Annotated in this window: 15 protein-coding genes; 10 read left to right on the top strand and 5 right to left on the bottom strand. The window is 69.1% G+C overall.

From position 1 onward, the window contains the following. Nucleotides 1–41 precede the first annotated feature (41 nt). Genes hypF through I1A62_RS32905 form a run of 8 tightly spaced genes read left to right on the top strand, consistent with a single transcriptional unit; the run spans nt 42 to nt 7,733 of the window. The gene (gene hypF, locus I1A62_RS32940; RefSeq protein ID WP_219456497.1) at nt 42–2,348 is read left to right on the top strand and encodes a carbamoyltransferase HypF; all 2,307 of its coding nucleotides are present in this window, start codon (nt 42–44) and stop codon (nt 2,346–2,348) included. A 44-nt stretch (nt 2,349–2,392) separates the two neighbouring features. Next, nucleotides 2,393–3,142 carry a HypC/HybG/HupF family hydrogenase formation chaperone gene (locus I1A62_RS32935; protein WP_124392175.1) on the top strand — a complete coding sequence of 250 codons (750 nt, stop codon included), beginning with the start codon at nt 2,393–2,395 and terminating at the stop codon, nt 3,140–3,142. Then, nucleotides 3,139–3,831 carry an SIS domain-containing protein gene (locus tag I1A62_RS32930; protein ID WP_124392174.1) on the top strand — a complete coding sequence of 231 codons (693 nt, stop codon included), beginning with the start codon at nt 3,139–3,141 and terminating at the stop codon, nt 3,829–3,831. The genes I1A62_RS32935 and I1A62_RS32930 overlap by 4 nt, the downstream gene beginning before the upstream one ends. Then, the gene (gene hypE / locus I1A62_RS32925) at nt 3,828–4,928 is read left to right on the top strand and encodes a hydrogenase expression/formation protein HypE (protein ID WP_219456494.1); all 1,101 of its coding nucleotides are present in this window, start codon (nt 3,828–3,830) and stop codon (nt 4,926–4,928) included. Before I1A62_RS32930 ends, hypE begins: the two co-directional genes overlap by 4 nt. Before the next feature lie 26 nt (nt 4,929–4,954). Then, entirely contained in the window at nt 4,955–5,227 is a 273-nt protein-coding gene (locus I1A62_RS32920; protein WP_005244643.1) for a HypC/HybG/HupF family hydrogenase formation chaperone, read from the top strand. A gap of 25 nt (nt 5,228–5,252) precedes the next feature. Next, on the top strand, nt 5,253–6,380 hold the full coding sequence (hypD, locus tag I1A62_RS32915) for a hydrogenase formation protein HypD (RefSeq protein WP_087558187.1): 1,128 nt from the start codon (nt 5,253–5,255) through the stop codon (nt 6,378–6,380). Nucleotides 6,381–6,404: 24 nt separating this feature from the next. After that, complete coding sequence (locus I1A62_RS32910) at nt 6,405–7,196, top strand: DUF6390 family protein (protein ID WP_219461556.1); 792 nt, start codon at nt 6,405–6,407, stop codon at nt 7,194–7,196. Nucleotides 7,197–7,232: 36 nt separating this feature from the next. Then, nucleotides 7,233–7,733 carry a hypothetical protein gene (locus I1A62_RS32905; RefSeq protein ID WP_124392194.1) on the top strand — a complete coding sequence of 167 codons (501 nt, stop codon included), beginning with the start codon at nt 7,233–7,235 and terminating at the stop codon, nt 7,731–7,733. 7 nt (nt 7,734–7,740) lie between these two features. Here the strand turns inward: I1A62_RS32905 and I1A62_RS32900 are convergent, their stop codons facing one another. The 5 genes from I1A62_RS32900 to I1A62_RS32880 all read right to left on the bottom strand — a co-directional run bounded on the left by I1A62_RS32900 (nt 7,741) and on the right by I1A62_RS32880 (nt 14,364). Next, nucleotides 7,741–8,508 carry a DeoR/GlpR family DNA-binding transcription regulator gene (locus tag I1A62_RS32900; protein WP_124392171.1) on the bottom strand — a complete coding sequence of 256 codons (768 nt, stop codon included), beginning with the start codon at nt 8,506–8,508 and terminating at the stop codon, nt 7,741–7,743. A gap of 11 nt (nt 8,509–8,519) precedes the next feature. Next, entirely contained in the window at nt 8,520–10,751 is a 2,232-nt protein-coding gene (pdxA, locus tag I1A62_RS32895) for a 4-hydroxythreonine-4-phosphate dehydrogenase PdxA (RefSeq protein WP_219456493.1), read from the bottom strand. A 76-nt stretch (nt 10,752–10,827) separates the two neighbouring features. Next, nucleotides 10,828–11,514: an SDR family NAD(P)-dependent oxidoreductase gene (locus I1A62_RS32890; protein WP_257890600.1), complete on the bottom strand. Its 687-nt coding sequence runs from the start codon at nt 11,512–11,514 to the stop codon at nt 10,828–10,830. After that, nucleotides 11,511–12,740 (bottom strand): exo-alpha-sialidase, encoded by a 1,230-nt coding sequence (locus tag I1A62_RS32885; protein ID WP_219456492.1) that lies wholly within the window; start codon nt 12,738–12,740, stop codon nt 11,511–11,513. The genes I1A62_RS32890 and I1A62_RS32885 overlap by 4 nt, the downstream gene beginning before the upstream one ends. A 49-nt stretch (nt 12,741–12,789) precedes the next feature. Further along, on the bottom strand, nt 12,790–14,364 hold the full coding sequence (locus I1A62_RS32880; protein ID WP_219456490.1) for an ABC transporter substrate-binding protein: 1,575 nt from the start codon (nt 14,362–14,364) through the stop codon (nt 12,790–12,792). Nucleotides 14,365–14,653: 289 nt separating this feature from the next. Between I1A62_RS32880 and I1A62_RS32875 the strand changes: the two genes are divergently transcribed. Together I1A62_RS32875 and I1A62_RS32870 are read left to right on the top strand one after the other, a co-directional pair. Then, entirely contained in the window at nt 14,654–15,706 is a 1,053-nt protein-coding gene (locus I1A62_RS32875; protein ID WP_257890599.1) for an ABC transporter permease, read from the top strand. Further along, nucleotides 15,703–16,650: an ABC transporter permease gene (locus I1A62_RS32870; protein WP_219456488.1), complete on the top strand. Its 948-nt coding sequence runs from the start codon at nt 15,703–15,705 to the stop codon at nt 16,648–16,650. Before I1A62_RS32875 ends, I1A62_RS32870 begins: the two co-directional genes overlap by 4 nt. Nucleotide 16,651: the final 1 nt, after the last annotated feature.

The following is a 16,651-nucleotide window of genomic DNA, read 5'->3' as shown; positions in this document are numbered from 1 at the left end:
GGCTCTTGCGCCCCGCACCTCGGCGGGGGAATCATCCGAGGATGACGGTCGAACGATCGCGCATCACGGTCCACGGGGTCGTGCAGGGGGTCGGTTTCCGCCCGTTCGTCGCGCGACTGGCCGGTGACCTGGGGTTGCACGGCCACTGCGGCAACGACGACGTCAGCGTGTTCATCGAGATCGAGGGCAAGTCCGCGTCGGTGTCGGAGTTCGTGCGGCGGCTCCGCACGGACGCGCCGCCGATGGCCGTGATCGTGGACGCGACGGTCCAGCCCGTGCCGGTGCGCGGGGACGAGTCGTTCCGGATCATCGACAGCAGGCACGTCCCCGGCGCACGGACGCTGGTGTCGCCGGACGTAGCGACGTGCGCGGATTGCCTTCGCGAACTGGCCGATCCGCACGACCGCCGGTATCGGCACCCGTTCGTCAATTGCACCAACTGCGGGCCGCGGTTCACGGTGATCACCGACCTGCCCTACGACCGGCCGAACACCACGATGGCCGAGTTCCCGCTGTGCGCGGCGTGCCTGGCCGAGTACCGCGACCCTGCCGATCGCCGGTTCCACGCGCAACCGGTGTGCTGCCCCGACTGCGGTCCGCACCTGTTCGCCGAGATCGACGGTCGCCGGGTGGACGGGGACGACGCCGTGATCACCGCGGTGCAGGGGGCGTTGCGGGGCGGCCGGATCGTGGCGGTCAAGGGCCTCGGCGGGTTCCACCTCGTGTGCGACGCCGCCGACGCGTCCGCCGTGGCGACCCTCCGGGCACGCAAGCACCGCCCGGACAAGCCGTTCGCGGTGATGACGGCAGACCTGTCCATCGCCGCCGAACTGTGCGAGATCTCCGAACCCGAGAGCGCGCTGCTGCGGCACGCGGCCCGGCCGATCCTGTTGCTGCACAAGCGGAATACTGCCACGATTGCCGACGGAATCGCGCCCGGGATCGACGACCTCGGCGTGATGCTGCCGTACACCCCCCTGCATCACCTGCTCTTCACCCGGACCCCCGGCAGCGACGTCGACCCACCGCGGGTGCTGGTCATGACGTCCGGCAACCTCAGCGGCGAACCGCTGTGTTTCGACAACGACGACGCCCGTACCCGGCTGCGGGACATCGCCGACGTGTTCCTGATGCACGACCGCCGGATCGCGGTGCCGTGCGAGGATTCCGTGCTGGCGGTGGCGGACGCGGCGGTGCTGCCGATCCGGCGCTCGCGCGGGTTCGCGCCGCTGCCGGTGGTGCTGCCCGCGCACGGCCCGGAGATCCTGGCGGTGGGCGCGGAGATCAAGAACACCTTCTGCCTGACCCGGCAGGACTACGCGTTCTGTTCGGCGCACCTCGGAGACATGGGCAGCCTCGAGAGTCAGCGCGCCTTCGAGACATCGGTGCGGCAGTTGACGCAGCTGCACGGGATCACCCCGGAGGCCGTGGTCGCCGACCGGCACCCCGGCTATTTGACGCACCACTGGGCTCGGCGCTACAGCGACAGCACCGGCGTCCCGCTGCTCACCGTGCAGCACCACCACGCGCACGTCGCGTCGCTGATGGCCGAACACGGGTTGGTCGGCACGACGGTGCTCGGTGTCGCGTTCGACGGGACCGGGTACGGCTGCGACACCACCGTGTGGGGCGGCGAACTCCTCCTCGTCGGCCCGGACATCCTCGACTCGCGGCGGGTCGGACACGTGCAGCCGTTCTCACTGCCGGGTGGCGACGCGGCCGTCCGGAATCCGGTGCGGGTGGCACTCGCGCTGCTGCACGAGTGCGGCATCACCGACGTCGGCGGACTGCCCTGCGTGACGGCGATCCCCGCCGCGGAACGCGCGGCCGTGGAATCGCAACTCGTCTCGGGTGTCGGATGCATCAGGACGACGAGCGCGGGCCGCCTGTTCGACGGCGTCGCGTCGCTGCTCGGGGTTCGGCACCGCGTCACGTACGAGGCGCAGGCGGCCATCGAACTCGAGGCCCTCGCCCGGACCGCCCCGCACCCCGCGCCCCTCACCATGCAGGTGGAGAACGACCAGCTCACTCTGCCTCTTCTGGTGTCCGGCATTGTCACAAGTCTGCGCGACGGAATCCCGCCCGCGGCGCTCGCGCTCGGCTTCCACCATGCCCTCGCGGCCGCGACGGCGCACCTCGTCGACCGGGCTGCCACCGCGACCGGTGCGTCGACGATCGGGCTGACCGGAGGAGTCTTTCAAAACCGTTTATTCCTCGCACTGGTGAGAGCACACTGGGAGAGCAGCGGTTATCGAGTCCTCACCCACCACCGGGTGCCTCCCAACGACGGAGGACTCTCCCTCGGCCAGGCGGTGATCGGTGCCGCGGCAACCATGCGCGGACCGTGACGTCGGCAGCCCCCGACCGGACGGCCCGGGACGGGAGCTAGTGAATGACCACCACCGCAGAGGCGGGCGGGCACCTCGTCGACACGGACCTGTCCGCGGATCTCGCCGCCGCGGCGTTGTCGCTCGCCCGCAAATTCCATGACGGGGCGACGCTCTGGGTGATCTCACCGCAGTGGGAACCGCACGCCCATCACGTCGCCGTCGAATTCGTCCATCCCGTGATCATGGGCAAACGGGCGCTGCCGTCGGTGGCCCTCGTCGAACCCGATCCGGTGGCGCAGGCCCGGGTGGCGAGCAGGCCCGGCGACATCCTGCTGGCGGTGGCGTCGGCGAACGAACCCGCCGTGGTCGACGCCATGCGCCGCGCACCGGCGTGGGGGGCGATGACACTGTGGATCGGGGCGGGCCCGCGGCCACCGGCAGGCGCGGCGAACCACATCCTCTGGGTCGACTCGGACGACCCGATGGTGCCGGCCACCGGTCGGTTCGTCCTCATGTACCACCTGCTGTGGGAACTCACCCATGTCTGCTTCGAGCACTCTGGACTGCTGAAGCCCGACGCCGAGGAGTGCGACGAGACGGTCTGCGTCACATGCAGCGACGAGGGTCGTCTCGGTGAGGTAATCATCGAGCCCGCCGAACCCCTCGGTCCTGCCCTGGTCCGCACGGCCGCCGGCGAGGAGTGGGTCGACGTCAGCGTCCTCGGCGACGTCCAGCCGAACGACCTCGTGCTCGTGCACGCGGGTGCGGCGATCACTCGGCTCGACGACACGGGCCAGGAGGCGAACCGATGACCACGCACGACTCGGAAAGCACCAGCTTCCTCTACCCGTTCATCGACTCGGAGGAAACCGACGCCCAGAGTCTCCTCGACGACCTCGCCGCCTCCGCCCGCGGAAAGGCCGCCGAGAGCGCGCGCCTGCAGAAGGAGTCCCTCGACGAGTACGGGGACGGCCTCACGGCGGCCGGGATCGACATGGCCGACCGGTTCCGCCGCGGCGGTCGCCTCTACACGTTCGGCAACGGCGGCAGTTCCACCGACGCCGCCACGCTGGCCTCCCTGTTCAGCCGTCCTGCCCGAGGACGGCCGGTGGCGGCCTGGTCGCTGGCCGCCGATCAGGCCGTGGTGACGGCGCTCGGCAACGACGTGGGCTTCGACCTGATCTTCAAACGGCAGATCATCGCCCACGCCCGGGACCGCGACGTCGCGATTGCGCTGTCGACGTCGGGCAACTCGGACGACCTGATGACCGCGCTCACCGAGGCGAAGCAGCGGGGGCTGCTGACCATCGGGTTCGCCGGGCACGAGGGCGGCCGGATGGCGGCGATGGCGACCGCAGGCGAACTCGACTTCTGCTACACCGTCCATTCGCAGAGCATCCACCGGATCCAGGAGAGCCACGCGATGCTCGGGTACCGGTTGTGGTCGGTGGCCCAGGAACACATGTCGCGGCCCGCTCCGAATTCTGTGGAGGCTTCATGAGCACGACCGAACCGGCCACGTCGGCGGAACGCGAAGACCGGGTGCTGGAGCGGATCGACAAGTTCCGGCAGCGCCGCCCGCGACTGCTGGACGAGGTGGTGACGCTCGCGCACGGCGCCGGGGGAAAGTCGTCGGCCGCGCTCGTCGACGCGGTGTTCGTGGAGGCGTTCCGCAACGAGGAACTCGAGCAACTCGGTGACGCCGCCGCGCTCACCATGCCCTCGGGTGAGCGCCTCGCGTTCTCCACCGACTCGTACGTGGTTCAGCCGCTGCGGTTTCCCGGCGGTTCCATCGGGCATCTCGCGGTGCACGGGACCGTCAACGATCTCGCCGTGTCCGGTGCGCGCCCCAAGTGGTTGTCGGCGGCGTTCGTCATCGAGGAGGGTTTCCCGATCGCCGAACTGCGGGAGATCGTCGCCGACATGAGCGAGGCGGCCGTCCTGTCCGGGGTGCAGATCGTCACCGGCGACACCAAGGTCGTCGGCAAGGGCGCCGCCGACGGCGTCTACATCTCCACCGCCGGTGTCGGTGTCATCCCGAAGGGCAGGCGGCTGTCGCCCGACCTCGTGCGCGCGGGCGACAAGGTGCTGCTGTCGGGCACCATCGGCGCACACGGGATGGCCGTGATGCTCGCCCGCGGCGACCTGGCCATCGAGGCCGACATCGCCTCCGACACGGCGCCCGTCAATTCCCTGGTGGAGACGCTGCTGGAGGCGGCCCCGTCGACGCGGTGGATGCGGGACGCCACCCGCGGCGGCGTCGGCACCGTGTGCAACGAACTGGCCCACGCCTCACAACTCGCCGTGATCATCGACGAGCAGTCGCTGCCCATCGAGCCTCAGGTTCTCGGTGCCTGCGACATGCTCGGCATCGACCCGCTGTACGTCGCGAACGAGGGCAAGTTCGTCGCCATCGTCGCGGCGGACGAGGCGGACGCGGCCGTCGCGGCGCTGCGGGCCCACCCGCGGGGAGCCGACGCCACCGCGGTGGGCGAGATCCTGGCCGAACCGCCGGGCATCGTCGCACTACGCACCTCGTTCGGCGGCAGCCGGATCGTCGACATGCTCGTCGGCGACCCGCTCCCCCGAATCTGCTGAAGAACAGCCCGAGAAGGAGAACCACGATGTGTCTGGGGATACCCGGTCAGGTGGTCGACATCGTCGACGCCGAACAGCATCTGGCCAAGGTGGACGTGAACGGCGTCCAGAGAACGATCAGTGTGCGACTGCTCGCCGAAGAAGGTCTCGTCGTCGGTGACTGGGTGCTCGTGCACGTCGGCTTCGCGATGGCGAAGATCGACGAGATCGAGGCGCAGCTGACGTTGGATCAGGTGCAGAAGATGGGCGCCGACTACGTGAACGAGATCGACGCGTTCAACTCGTCCGAAATCGCGTGACAACAGCAAGAACGAGGTAACAGGGATGAAGTTCGTCGACGAATTCCGGGACCCGGCGGCGGCGCGCGCCCTGGTCAAATCCATCACCGAACTGGCCCGCGGTGACGAGTTCAAGTTCATGGAGGTGTGCGGCGGGCACACCCACACCATCTACCGGCACGGCATCGAACACCTGCTTCCGGAGTCCGTGGAGTTGGTGCACGGCCCCGGATGTCCGGTGTGCGTCATCCCGATGGGCCGAGTCGACGACGCCATGTGGCTGGCCGAGCAACCCGGTGTCATCTTCACGACGTTCGGCGACATGATGCGGGTGCCCGGATCCAAGGGAAACCTCATCGAGGCGAAAGCCCGCGGCGCGGACGTGCGCTTCGTGTACTCGCCGCTGGACGCGCTGAAGGTGGCCCTCGACAACCCCGACCACCAGGTGGTGTTCTTCGCCGTCGGGTTCGAGACCACCGCGCCGTCCACCGCGGTGACCCTGGTGCGCGCGCGGGCGCTGGGCGTGACGAACTTCAGCGTGTTCTGCAACCACGTCACGATCGTTCCGCCGATCAAGGCGATCCTCGAATCCCCCGACCTGCGATTGTCGGGTTTCCTCGGCCCGGGCCACGTGTCCACCGTGGTGGGGCTGCGGCCGTACCGGTTCGTGTCCGAGGTGTACGGGAAACCGATGGTGGTCGCGGGTTTCGAACCTCTCGACATCCTCGCGTCGGTGCACATGCTGCTCCAGCAGATTCGCGAGGGCCGCTGCGAGATCGAGAACCAGTACAAGCGGGTGGTGCGCGCGGAGGGCAACGTGCAGGCGCTGAAGCTGATGGCCGAGACGTTCGAACTGCGCCCGCATTTCGAATGGCGCGGACTCGGTTTCATCTCGCAGAGCGCGCTCAAGGTCCACCGGAACTACGCCGAGTTCGACGCCGAGGAGAAGTTCTCGATGCCGGGTGTGCGGGTGGCTGATCCGAAGGCCTGCCAGTGCGGGGAGGTCCTCAAGGGCGTCATCAAGCCCTGGGAATGCAAGGTGTTCGGGACGGCGTGCACCCCGGAAACTCCGATCGGCACGTGCATGGTCTCCCCCGAGGGTGCGTGCGCCGCGTACTACAACTTCGGCAGGCTGCACCGCGAGACGGCGCAATTGCTGGGTCAGCGAGGCTGACCGGTGACGGCGCGCGAACACTCGATGCCGTCCGGGCATCGCGTGTTCGCCCAGTACGCGCACGCCCCGAATGCCCTGGGCTACTGCGGTCCTCCGGGCTCGGAGCGACTGCAGGCCGTCGCGTGCGGCGGCGCGCCGGACACCGATGTGGTCGCGATGGCGAGGCAGTTCAACGGCGCGTGGCCGTACCAGGAGGTGATCGCCCGGCTCGCCGGAATCGCGGACCCCTTGGACGAGAGGGTTGTCCGGGGGTACTGGATCGCAGACGAACTGTCCGAGCACATCGACCGGGCCGAGTTCGGCTCCGCCCTGCTGTCCCGCCTCGCGTCGCAGGCCGGCCACTACTGGAAGCACCTCACCGCGGACCTGCTCGAGGAGGCGGCGCCCACCCACAACTTCCACGTGTTCGGGGTGTACCCGTGGTCTCGGCTGCTGGACACCGGAATGCCGCAGCCAGTGCAGGTTCTCGACTCCTGCCGCATCCGCTGGGGCGAGGTGGTGGGCGTCGACGTCGATCGTGCACTCGTCCGGTCCCGTCGCCTGTCGTGGGACGGGACGCGGCTGTCGCTGGGCCCCGAGCAGGACGACCCGGCCGACTACCGCGTGCCCGAGGGAACTTTCGTGCACGATCTCGTCGTGGGCGACCGGGTGGCGGTGCACTGGGATTTCGTGTGCGACCGCCTCGACCCGGACCAGGTCGAGCGGCTGGCCTTGCAGACGGAATGGCAACTTGCACAGACCAATCAGCGTCTCGCCGGGGAGGTGCCCACCGCATTGCCGAAACAGACCGACGCGAACGTTTCCCGGTTACCATGACAACAACTCACGGCCTGCGGCCGGATCGGAGCCGACATGAAGAAGATTCTCAATTCCCTGTCCGAGGACGAGTACGTGCTGATCCGCGAGACGAAGAAATCGCAGATGTCCGGTCTCGACGAAGACAAGCTGATCAAGCTGCACACCCGAGTTCGACGGGCCCGCAACAAGCACGTCAAGCTGTACCGCCAGGAAGGCGCGGCGAAGGTCGCGGACAAGGGTGCGCGTGGGGCCGGTAAAGCGGCCAACGTCCGCAACGCCGACAAGGCGGAAGCCTTCGAAGCGGCACTCAGCCGGGTGAGCAGGCAACTGGCGACCGCGGCGCGGGTCAGCGCCCGCGAACTGAAAGACCAACGCCTCGCCCGCGCCCGCAGCGACTCACCCTCGTTCAGCGAACTCGGCGACAGCGACGGCAAGGTCGGCTCCTCCGGCAAGGCCCGCGTAGACGCCACCCGGGAATCACCGGGCCGCAAGAAATACGAAGCCTCCACCATCGCCGCGGGCGCACGAAAACAAGCGAAGAAGGACAAGCGGTAAACCGGCGTCAGACGCGCACGACCCGCATCCCTGCGGCCTCGAAGGACGCCGTCTCCCCGATGTCGGCGGAGTCGTCGGTGACGATGGTGGTTCCGGGTGGGATCGGCGCCCACGCGTGGAACGGGCGCTGCCCGAGTTTCGCCGCGTGCGCCAGCACGTACACCTCGTCCGCACGGGCGATCATGATTTCCTTGAGGCGCGTCTGCTCCAGTTCGGCCTCGCAGATGCCGAGATCCGCGGTGACGGCATCCGCCCCCAGGAACGCGCGGTCGAACGTGACACGTTGGAGGGTGGCCTCCGCCAGCGGTCCGACGAACCCCTGACTGAGATGGCGGAGTGTTCCGCCGATGCACTCGACCCGCACGGAGTCGGCGTCGGCGAGCGATTCGAGGGCGGTCAGACCGGCCGCGATGACGGTGATGTCGTCGATGTCGCGCAGAAACTCCCCCATCGCACCCACCGTGGTGCCGGCGTCGAGCAGGATGGTCTCGCCCGGCCGGACCTGGCTCGCGGCCCATTCCGCGATCGCACGCTTCGCGTCGAAACCCTCCAGAGCACGCTGGCGGAGTGACGATTCCTGCTGGGGGTCGAGCGCGATGGCGCCACCGTAGGTGCGGGCGATCAGGCCCTGGGACGTGAGCTGGCTCAGGTCCCGCCGGATGGTGGAGGCGGTGACCCCGAACTGCGCGGACAGGTCGTCGACGCTGGCCAACCCGCTCGACCGGGCCAGCCGCACGATCTCGGATCGGCGTGCTTCCGACTCGCGAACCGCCATGTCCCGTCCCCCTACTTCACAACCGCTGTGCTGGTTGCCAATTCGGCAGCCTGACGAAGAGCTTCGACCATACTACCGGCCTCCGCAATACCCTTGCCCGCGATGTCGAAGGCGGTGCCGTGGTCGACGGACGTCCGGATGACGGGCAGCCCCACCGTGATGTTGACGCCCGCCTCGATGCCGAGGACCTTCACCGGCCCGTGCCCCTGGTCGTGGTACATCGCCACGATGAGGTCGTAGTCGCCGCGTCCCGCGAGGAAGAACGCCGTGTCCGCAGGCAACGGTCCGTGGACGTCGATGCCGTCCGCCGTCAGCACCTCGACCGCGGGAATGATCTTCTGCTCTTCCTCCCCGTAGCCGAACAGCCCGTGCTCGCCGGCGTGCGGGTTGATGCCGCACACCCCGATCTTCGGTTCCGGGATTCCGGAGCGCACCAGCGCCTCGTGTCCGCGCCGGATGGTCCTCTCGACGAGCCCGGGTTCGATCTTCGCGACGGCGTCGAGCAGGCCGATGTGGGTGGTCACGTGAATGACCTTGAGCTTCGGCGTCGACAGCATCATGGACACTTCCTCGGTGCCGGTGAGATGCGCGAGGAGTTCGGTGTGCCCCGGGAAGATGTGCCCTGCGGCGTGCAGGGCCTCCTTGTTGAGCGGGGCCGTGCAGATGGCCTGCACCTCCCCGCGCACCGCGAGTTCGCTGGCAACGCGGATGTACTCGTACGCGGCGTGCCCGGCGACCGACGACAGTTCGCCCCACGGCAGGTCTTCGGGGAGAAGGTCGAGATCGATGACGTTGACGCGTCCGGGCACCGACTGTGCGTCGGCGATCGACTCGACGGTCACGATGTCGGCGTCGAGACCGAGGACGTTCGCCGCGAGACGCAACCGCTTGGCGTCGCCGACGACGACGGGGTTGCACCAGGACCGGGTGGCCTCGTCCAGCAGTGCGGGGACGATCACCTCGGGGCCGATTCCGGCACCGTCGCCCATGGTGACGGCGACGGCGGGAAGGTTGGCGGTATCGGTTGACGCGCTCATGTGGGGTCCTCGCTGTGTGGGAGTGTGGGTGGGCGGCTGACCGCCGCGCAGGTAGGCCGCGATCGCGGAGAGGCTGGTGGCGTCGCCGAAGCTGCCGGGTCTGGTGACGACTCGCCGTCCGTCGGACGCCACGGAGGCGACGGCGCCGTGGTGCACCTCGTGGACCGGCCGGAGTGACGTGATTCCCAGTGCGTCGACGACGGCCCGCGCCGTCTCCCCGCCGGTGAGCACGAGATCGGAGCGGCGGCCGTGCTGCACGGCGGCGACCAGTCGGCCGAGCGCCGCCGACAGCGTCCGCGCATTCGACGGGTCGACCTCGCCGGTGACCGTCAGGACTGCCTGACCGCTGTCGAGTGCGCGGCGCAGGGGCGCGGTGTCGACGTCGCCGAGCAGCAGGGCGCGGGCATCGACGGGGACGTGCCGGGCGCCGTCGGAGACGAGTGACGCAACCTGTTGCACGGCAACGGGTTCCGCTGTCCCGACGACGGTCAGGACGGATTCCGCGGACGTGACCGTGAGAGCGGCGGTGACGTCGCGGCGGGGCAGGGTGCGCGCCACGGCCGCGGCGAGGGCGGACGTCCCGGCCAGTCGCACTCCGGGAATTGCGCGGCAGGCCAGGACGATCGCGTCGAGGTCGGCCTCGGTTTCGACGTCGCAGATCGCGAGGACGCCGTCGGACGCCGCGCCGGCCAGCGCCTGCCCTACGCCGGGACCGCGGGGCACGCAGCGCGTGGCGCGGTCCGGGAAGAGTGCGGCCACCGACTCCGGCGGAGGCGCGGATTCCGCCGACCAGACGCCGGCGGCATGGAGTGGCGTCGAACCGAGATGCACGACGCCGCCGCGCACGGTCCGGTCGAGTGCGGGCAGGCCCGCCGCGAAAACCACCGGACCGCTGTCGGCGAGAATTCCCACCTCGGCCCCGATGTTCCCGCGCAGAAGTGAGTCGATCTTCTTCACCACGAGCGTGCCGGACGGAACGCCGTCGAGGGCACGGCGCATCGTCCGGGCCGCACCCTCGGCGCTCATCGACCGGGTGTCGAGATCCGCGATGACGACGCCGCCCGCCTCGTGCGCCTCGCCGGCGCCGAGAAGAAGCGACAGGGGCGCACTCCGGTCGAGAAAGGCGCTCGCCACTTCCGCCGCACCGGACAGGTCGTCGGCGAAGACCGCGACGGTCGGATCCGGTCCGATCGAGTTCGGTCTCATGATGCCGCCTTTGCCCGATTACGTGCGCGTTCCGTGCATCTAATGCTAGCAGTTATGCGCGTTACGCGCAGCATGTTCACAGGGAGGCCCCCGCACACTGCACGATCGCCTGACCCGTGATGCTCCCGCCGAGCGGCCCGACGAGGAAGCCGATCAGCCCCGCCACCTCCTCCGGCGCGATGAATCGGCCCAGCGGCGGAAGCTTCGGCGGCGTCGACGTGCGTGCCGGGTCGTTCAGCATCGCGGTGTCCGTCGGCCCCGGCGCGACCACATTGACCGTGATCGCCCGGTCCACCAATTCGGCGGCCCAGGACCGCGACATCCCCACGAGGGCCGACTTGGTGGCGGCGTACTGACTCTTGCCCGCCGCTCCGGACATCGTGCGACTGCCGACCAGGACCACCCGGCCGCCGTTGCGCATCGACGGCACGAGCGCGTCGACCAGGACCTCGGCGGCCGCGACATGGATACGCCACATGTCCAGGCCGTCCTCCACCCGGAGTTTCCCCAGGGGCGCCGAGGACTGCAGTCCAGCGGCATGGACGACGGCGTCCACCGCACCGACCGCCGTCGCCTGCTCGGACAACGCGTCGAGGTCACCGAGATCGACGGCAACCCGGGTGAACCGATCGTGAGCTATACCGGGATCCCGCCGACTGAATCCGGTGACCGACCACCCGTCGTCCAGAAGCCGGCGGGCGGTGGCGGCGCCGATGCCGGAGCTGACTCCGGTCACGACCGCCCGCTTCGCATCCCCCGTCACGACCGGCCCCCGTCGGCGATCCAGCCCGCCTCGAGTTCGACGTATTCGATGGCCTGGCGGAACCGGGTGAACGCCACGTGCAGGTGACCGTCGTTTCCGGCGGTGATGCTGGGGTACGAGTACTCACGGTTCAGGCCGTCGCGGGAGTTGTTGGACAGGCAGTAGCCGTCGCCGGTCTCGATGTCCCGGCGATGCGGCCACGTCCGGCCGCCGTCCTCGGACATCGCCAGCGTCATCGGCGCGCGGGGGGCACCCCAGAACGCGCTCCGGCTGTCGCCGTCGACGAGGGGTTCCGGTTCCGCGTCCGTCGCCGCGGGCGGTGCGTCGGCGAGTCCGTCGTCGTCGATCTCGTCGTACAGCGACGTCCGCCGCGCGGTGGCGTTCGCAGCGCTGGACTCGTTGAACACCAGGGCGAGTCGGTCGCCGGGCAGCACGACGAACTGGATGGACGAATTGTTGTTGGGCAGTTCGGTGGCCTCCGGCTCGGTCCAGGTGTCGCCGTCGTCGGTGGAGGTGCTGCGGTAGATCGAGTCCGCCCAGCGGCTGCGGTACAGGGCCACGAGGGTGCCGTCGGCGAGGCGGCCGATGTTCATGTGCACACAGCCGACGCTGCCCGGGACGACCACCTCCCGCCAGGAGTCGCCATGATCGTCGGAGATCATCACGCTGCTGTAGTCGCGATCGCCCACCCATTTGCGGCCCTCGATGCGGACGCAGTGGAACACGGGGAGCAGGAGCCGCCCGGTGGGGAGTGCGATCACCGGTTGCCGCACGAACACGCCGCCGGCGTCGGTTTCCGGCAGCAGCGTGTGCTGCTCGCCCCACGTCCGGCCGCCGTCGGCGGAGATGCGCCGCATGACCCGCGCCGTGTCCTGGTTACCGGCGTGCTGCGACGTCCACAGCAACCACACGGCACCCGTCTTCGTCACGTGCAGAACGGGATTCTGCTCCGACCGCGTCGGATCGTCGGACAGCTGCACCGGCTCGGACCACAGATCCGTTCCCGGGACCAGCCGGGAGAGCCAGATGCTGATGTCCGGCACACCCTCCTGGGTGCCTGCGAACCACACGCAGGCGAGGGACCCGTCCGGCAGGACCGTGAGATTGGCCGCGTGATTCTGCACCTGCGGTGCGGGGAGCAGCGCGTCGCGGCGGCCCGTCTCCACGGCGGGCCGGACGACGCCGTCGGCGGATCGGGTATCGGTTGTGGGACTCGGTGTGGTCATCTGCGTCTCCAGTGCGTCGAGAGGGTGGGGTGTCGGTGCGGGGTCGCGTCTACGCGTGCAGCGCCGCGACACTCAGGTCGTACGAGTTGGTGGGGCGCAGCCCGACACCGTCGATCCGTGAACGCCGCGCGAGAACGGCTTTCGGGACGAACGACCACAGGCACGGGCACGTGTCCCAGATCTGGCGTTGCGCGTCTGCGAGGAGTTCGCCGCGCCGGGCGGCGTCGGCCTCCTCGGAGGCGCGGGTGATGATTCGGGTGATCTCGGGAAAGATGTACCCGTGGTAGGTGTCCCGGGTCGCTTCCTTCTCCGCGGTGCCGGCGTACATACCCTGCATGATGGTGAGGGCCAAACCTGTCGGGCTCGGGAAGCCGTTGCCCAGCACGTCCCAGTCGCCTGCCTTGCCCTGGCGCCACTGCGAGATGTCGCCGCCGGGTTCGAACTGCTGCAGGGTGGTCCGGACGCCGACCGCGGACAGCATCTGCAGCACCGACTCCATGATGTCGGTGTCGGCCGCGAATTCGCCGGTCTCCCAGATGATCTTCAGCTCGAGGTCGCGGACCCCGAGCGCGTCGAGTTCACCGCGAGCCCGGGCCGGGTCGTACGTGTACTCGCCGGTCTCGACGGCGCCGTCGAGGGTGAGGGGAATGACCCCGCGCGAGGGGGTGGCCGAGCCCTGGAGCACCTGGTCGGCGAGCGCATGTCCGTCGATGGCGTAGGTCAGTGCCCGGCGCACCCGCGCATCGGCCAGCGGATGCCCCTGCGGTTTCCGGAAATTGAAGAAGAGCTGATTCAACCGGACGCCGTCGATCCGATCGATCGAGACACCCGACAGTCCGGCGAGCTGGTCTGCCGCGTCCGGGGTGATGGAGTCGATGACGTCGACCTCGCCGCTGCGCAGCGTCACGACGCGGTTCGACTCGTCGGGCACGAAGCGGACGCGCACCGATTCGATCTGCGCCGGAGCTCCCCAGTAGTTCTCGTTGCGCTCCAGTGTGTAGTTGCCGGTGCCGCGGTCGCTCTCCGTCACGACGTACGGTCCGGTTCCCACACCGGACTGCAGTTCCTCGGGAAGGTTGGCGGCCGCCGGGGTGACGAGAATGTTCGACATGAGGTAGTCGAGCACGGGGACGGGCCGTTCGGTGTTCAGCGTGAAGCTGGTGTCGTCGATCTGGTCGACCGTGGGCCACTCGGGGAAGAATCCGCCGACGAAGGATCCGTCGACCTGGCTGTACATCTGCAGGGCGGTCGCGACGTCCTGCACCCGCACCGGGGTGCCGTCCGAATAGCGGATGCCGGGCCGCAGGTGCACGTACCACTGGGTGGGCGACACGAGCTCGAACCGGTCGGCCAGCACCAGCTGGGGCCGCAGGTTCCGGTCGATCTCGGTGAGGGCCTGGCGGACGCCGCGCTGGACGGTGAGTGCGGCGTCGAACTGGTTCAGCTTGTTGTCGAGGCTCACGAGCGAACGGTTGAGGGCCAGGCTCACGGTCCTCGGTCCGGGCGTTCCGGTCGGTGTCGCGCATCCCGCTGCGGATCCGAGCGTGAGGCCGGCGCCGAGCAGGAGACCCGACCTGAGCAGCGTCCTCCTCGAAAAACGCTGTTCGAAAAGAGAATTGGTCATCGTCGACCTCTCGGGACTATGGGTGTGGGGCGCAGCGATCAGGCACGGCGCGAGGCGGTTGCCCACCAGGCGATGTGATCGCCGGCACATCCGAACTCTACTCAGAGTTGCTTGAGATGCGCAAGATGGCGAGCAAGACTTGCGCACAACGCGCATTAGTGCGATTGTGAGCTGAGTTACAAATGAAGCTGCTGTACCCGACACGCCGCGGTGTCGACACCTCCATCGCCGGCGTTATCGAAAGGTCGACGATGACCCCTCACGCAGACCCCGAACGGCCGGTGACCGAATGACGCAGCACACCGCCGACACGGCGCTTTCAGCCCAGCCCACCAGCTCGGCATCCACGGCTCCGCGCCCGACCCGGACCTCCCGCACCGCCGTCCCGAGAGTGCTGACGGCGGCCATGCCCCGTTACGTCGCCAAACGCCTCGGACAGAGCGCGCTGGCCGTCTTCCTGACCCTCACCACCGTGTTCGTCCTCATCCGGATGGCGCCCGGCGACCCCGCGTACTCGATGGCCGGGCCGTTGGCTACCACCGAGGATCTCGACCGCATCCGGGCGGACATGGGCCTCGACCAATCCGTGTTCACCCAGTACCTGCTGTATCTGCGCGGGCTGCTCCACCTCGATCTCGGCACCTCGTACTCGTTCCAGGCGCCCGCGCTCGACGTGGTCCTCGCCCGGCTGCCCTACACGATCACCCTGTCCGTCGCGGCGATCGTGCTCACCACGCTGGTGGCCATCCCGCTGGGCGTGTGGATGGCGCGCCGCGCCGACACCCGCCGCGAACTCGGTGCCAACGTCGTCACGATCGCCGGTCAGTCCATGCCCGACTTCTGGACCGGCCTCATGCTCATCACCCTGTTCGCGGTCCTGATCCCGATATTTCCCGCCGCCGGCTTCACGACGTGGTCGAGCCTGGTGCTGCCCACCGTGACCGTGGCCGTGCTGCAGATCGCCCTCATCTCCCGCATGGTGCGCCGCGAGATGGTCGGGGCGTTCTCCTCGCCGTACATGACGGTGGCCCGCTCGCGGGGTGTCCCGGAGCGGGAGCTCATCTGGCGGTACGCCCTGCGGAACTCGGCGATCCCGGTACTCACCGCGCTCGGCACGCGGTTCGCGTCCATGCTCAACGGCGTCGTCGTGGTCGAGGTCGTCTTCGCCTGGCCCGGCGTCGGATCGCTGGTCGTGCGGGCCCTCGAGACGAGGGACTACCCCCTCATCCAGGCCACCGTGCTCGTGACCGCGGTGCTCGCCGTCCTCGTCCAACTCGCCGTCGACCTCTGCTATCCGCTTCTCGACCCGCGCGTCCGACTCGGAAAGGGAACGAGCAAATGACCACCGTCATCGATCCCCCGGCGCAGGAGCGGCCGAGCGCCGTCACCACCCGGGACATCGCCCGGGCCGGCGCCACCCGCCGCGCCCGCGACAGCCGCGTGAAGATCTGGGTGGGCAGCATCTGCGCCCTCGCCGTCATCGCACCCGTCGCCCTGGCGCAGCTGCTTCCGCTGCCCTCACCGGACGCCACCGACCTCTCCCAGCGCCGGCTTCCGCCGCTCACGGACGGTCACCTCTTCGGCACCGACCAACTCGGCCGCGACCTCCTCTCCCGCGTCCTCTACGGCGGACAGGTGTCGCTGACGATCGGCATCCTCGCGGTCGTCGTCTCCGGTCTGATCGGCCTGTGCCTCGGCGCGCTCGCCGGCTACCTCGGCGGCTGGACCGACACGGTCGTGAGCAGGCTGCTCGAGGCCCAGTTGTCGCTGCCTCTGCTCATGATGCTGCTGCTCGTCGTCGCCCTGTTCGGTCCGTCCATACCGGTTATCACGTTCGTCATCGCGATCGCCCAGTGGCCGGAGATCGCCCGGCTGACCCGATCCCTCGTCCTCGTCGAACGCGAGAAGCCCTATATCGCAGCGTCCCGGGTGCTCGGGCTCGGACGCACCGCCATCCTGCTGCGTCACGTCGTCCCCAACGTCATCAAGCAGGCCTCGCTCGTCGTGCTGCTGCTTCTCGCGCAGGCCGTGCTCCTCGAGAGCGCGCTGAGCTACCTCGGCGCCGGACCGCAACGCCCGTTCGCCACCTGGGGCCGGATCATCTCCGACGGCCAGGACTACATCACCACCTCGTGGTGGCTCGTCACCCTGCCCGGTCTCGTCATCGTGCTGCTCGTGATCGGGGTGAACCTGCTCGGCGACGGACTCCGGGACCGCCCGCCGCGGTCGCCCGAGAAGCGCCGCGGGTTCCTCCACCGGATCTCGCCGCGCAAGGAAGGGGTCTGAC

The organism is Rhodococcus sp. USK10 (assembly GCF_019378875.1).
Classification (GTDB): domain Bacteria; phylum Actinomycetota; class Actinomycetes; order Mycobacteriales; family Mycobacteriaceae; genus Rhodococcus_F; species Rhodococcus_F pseudokoreensis.
Note: the sequence above shows the minus strand (reverse complement) of the source record. Positions and strands in the feature narration are given on the sequence as shown.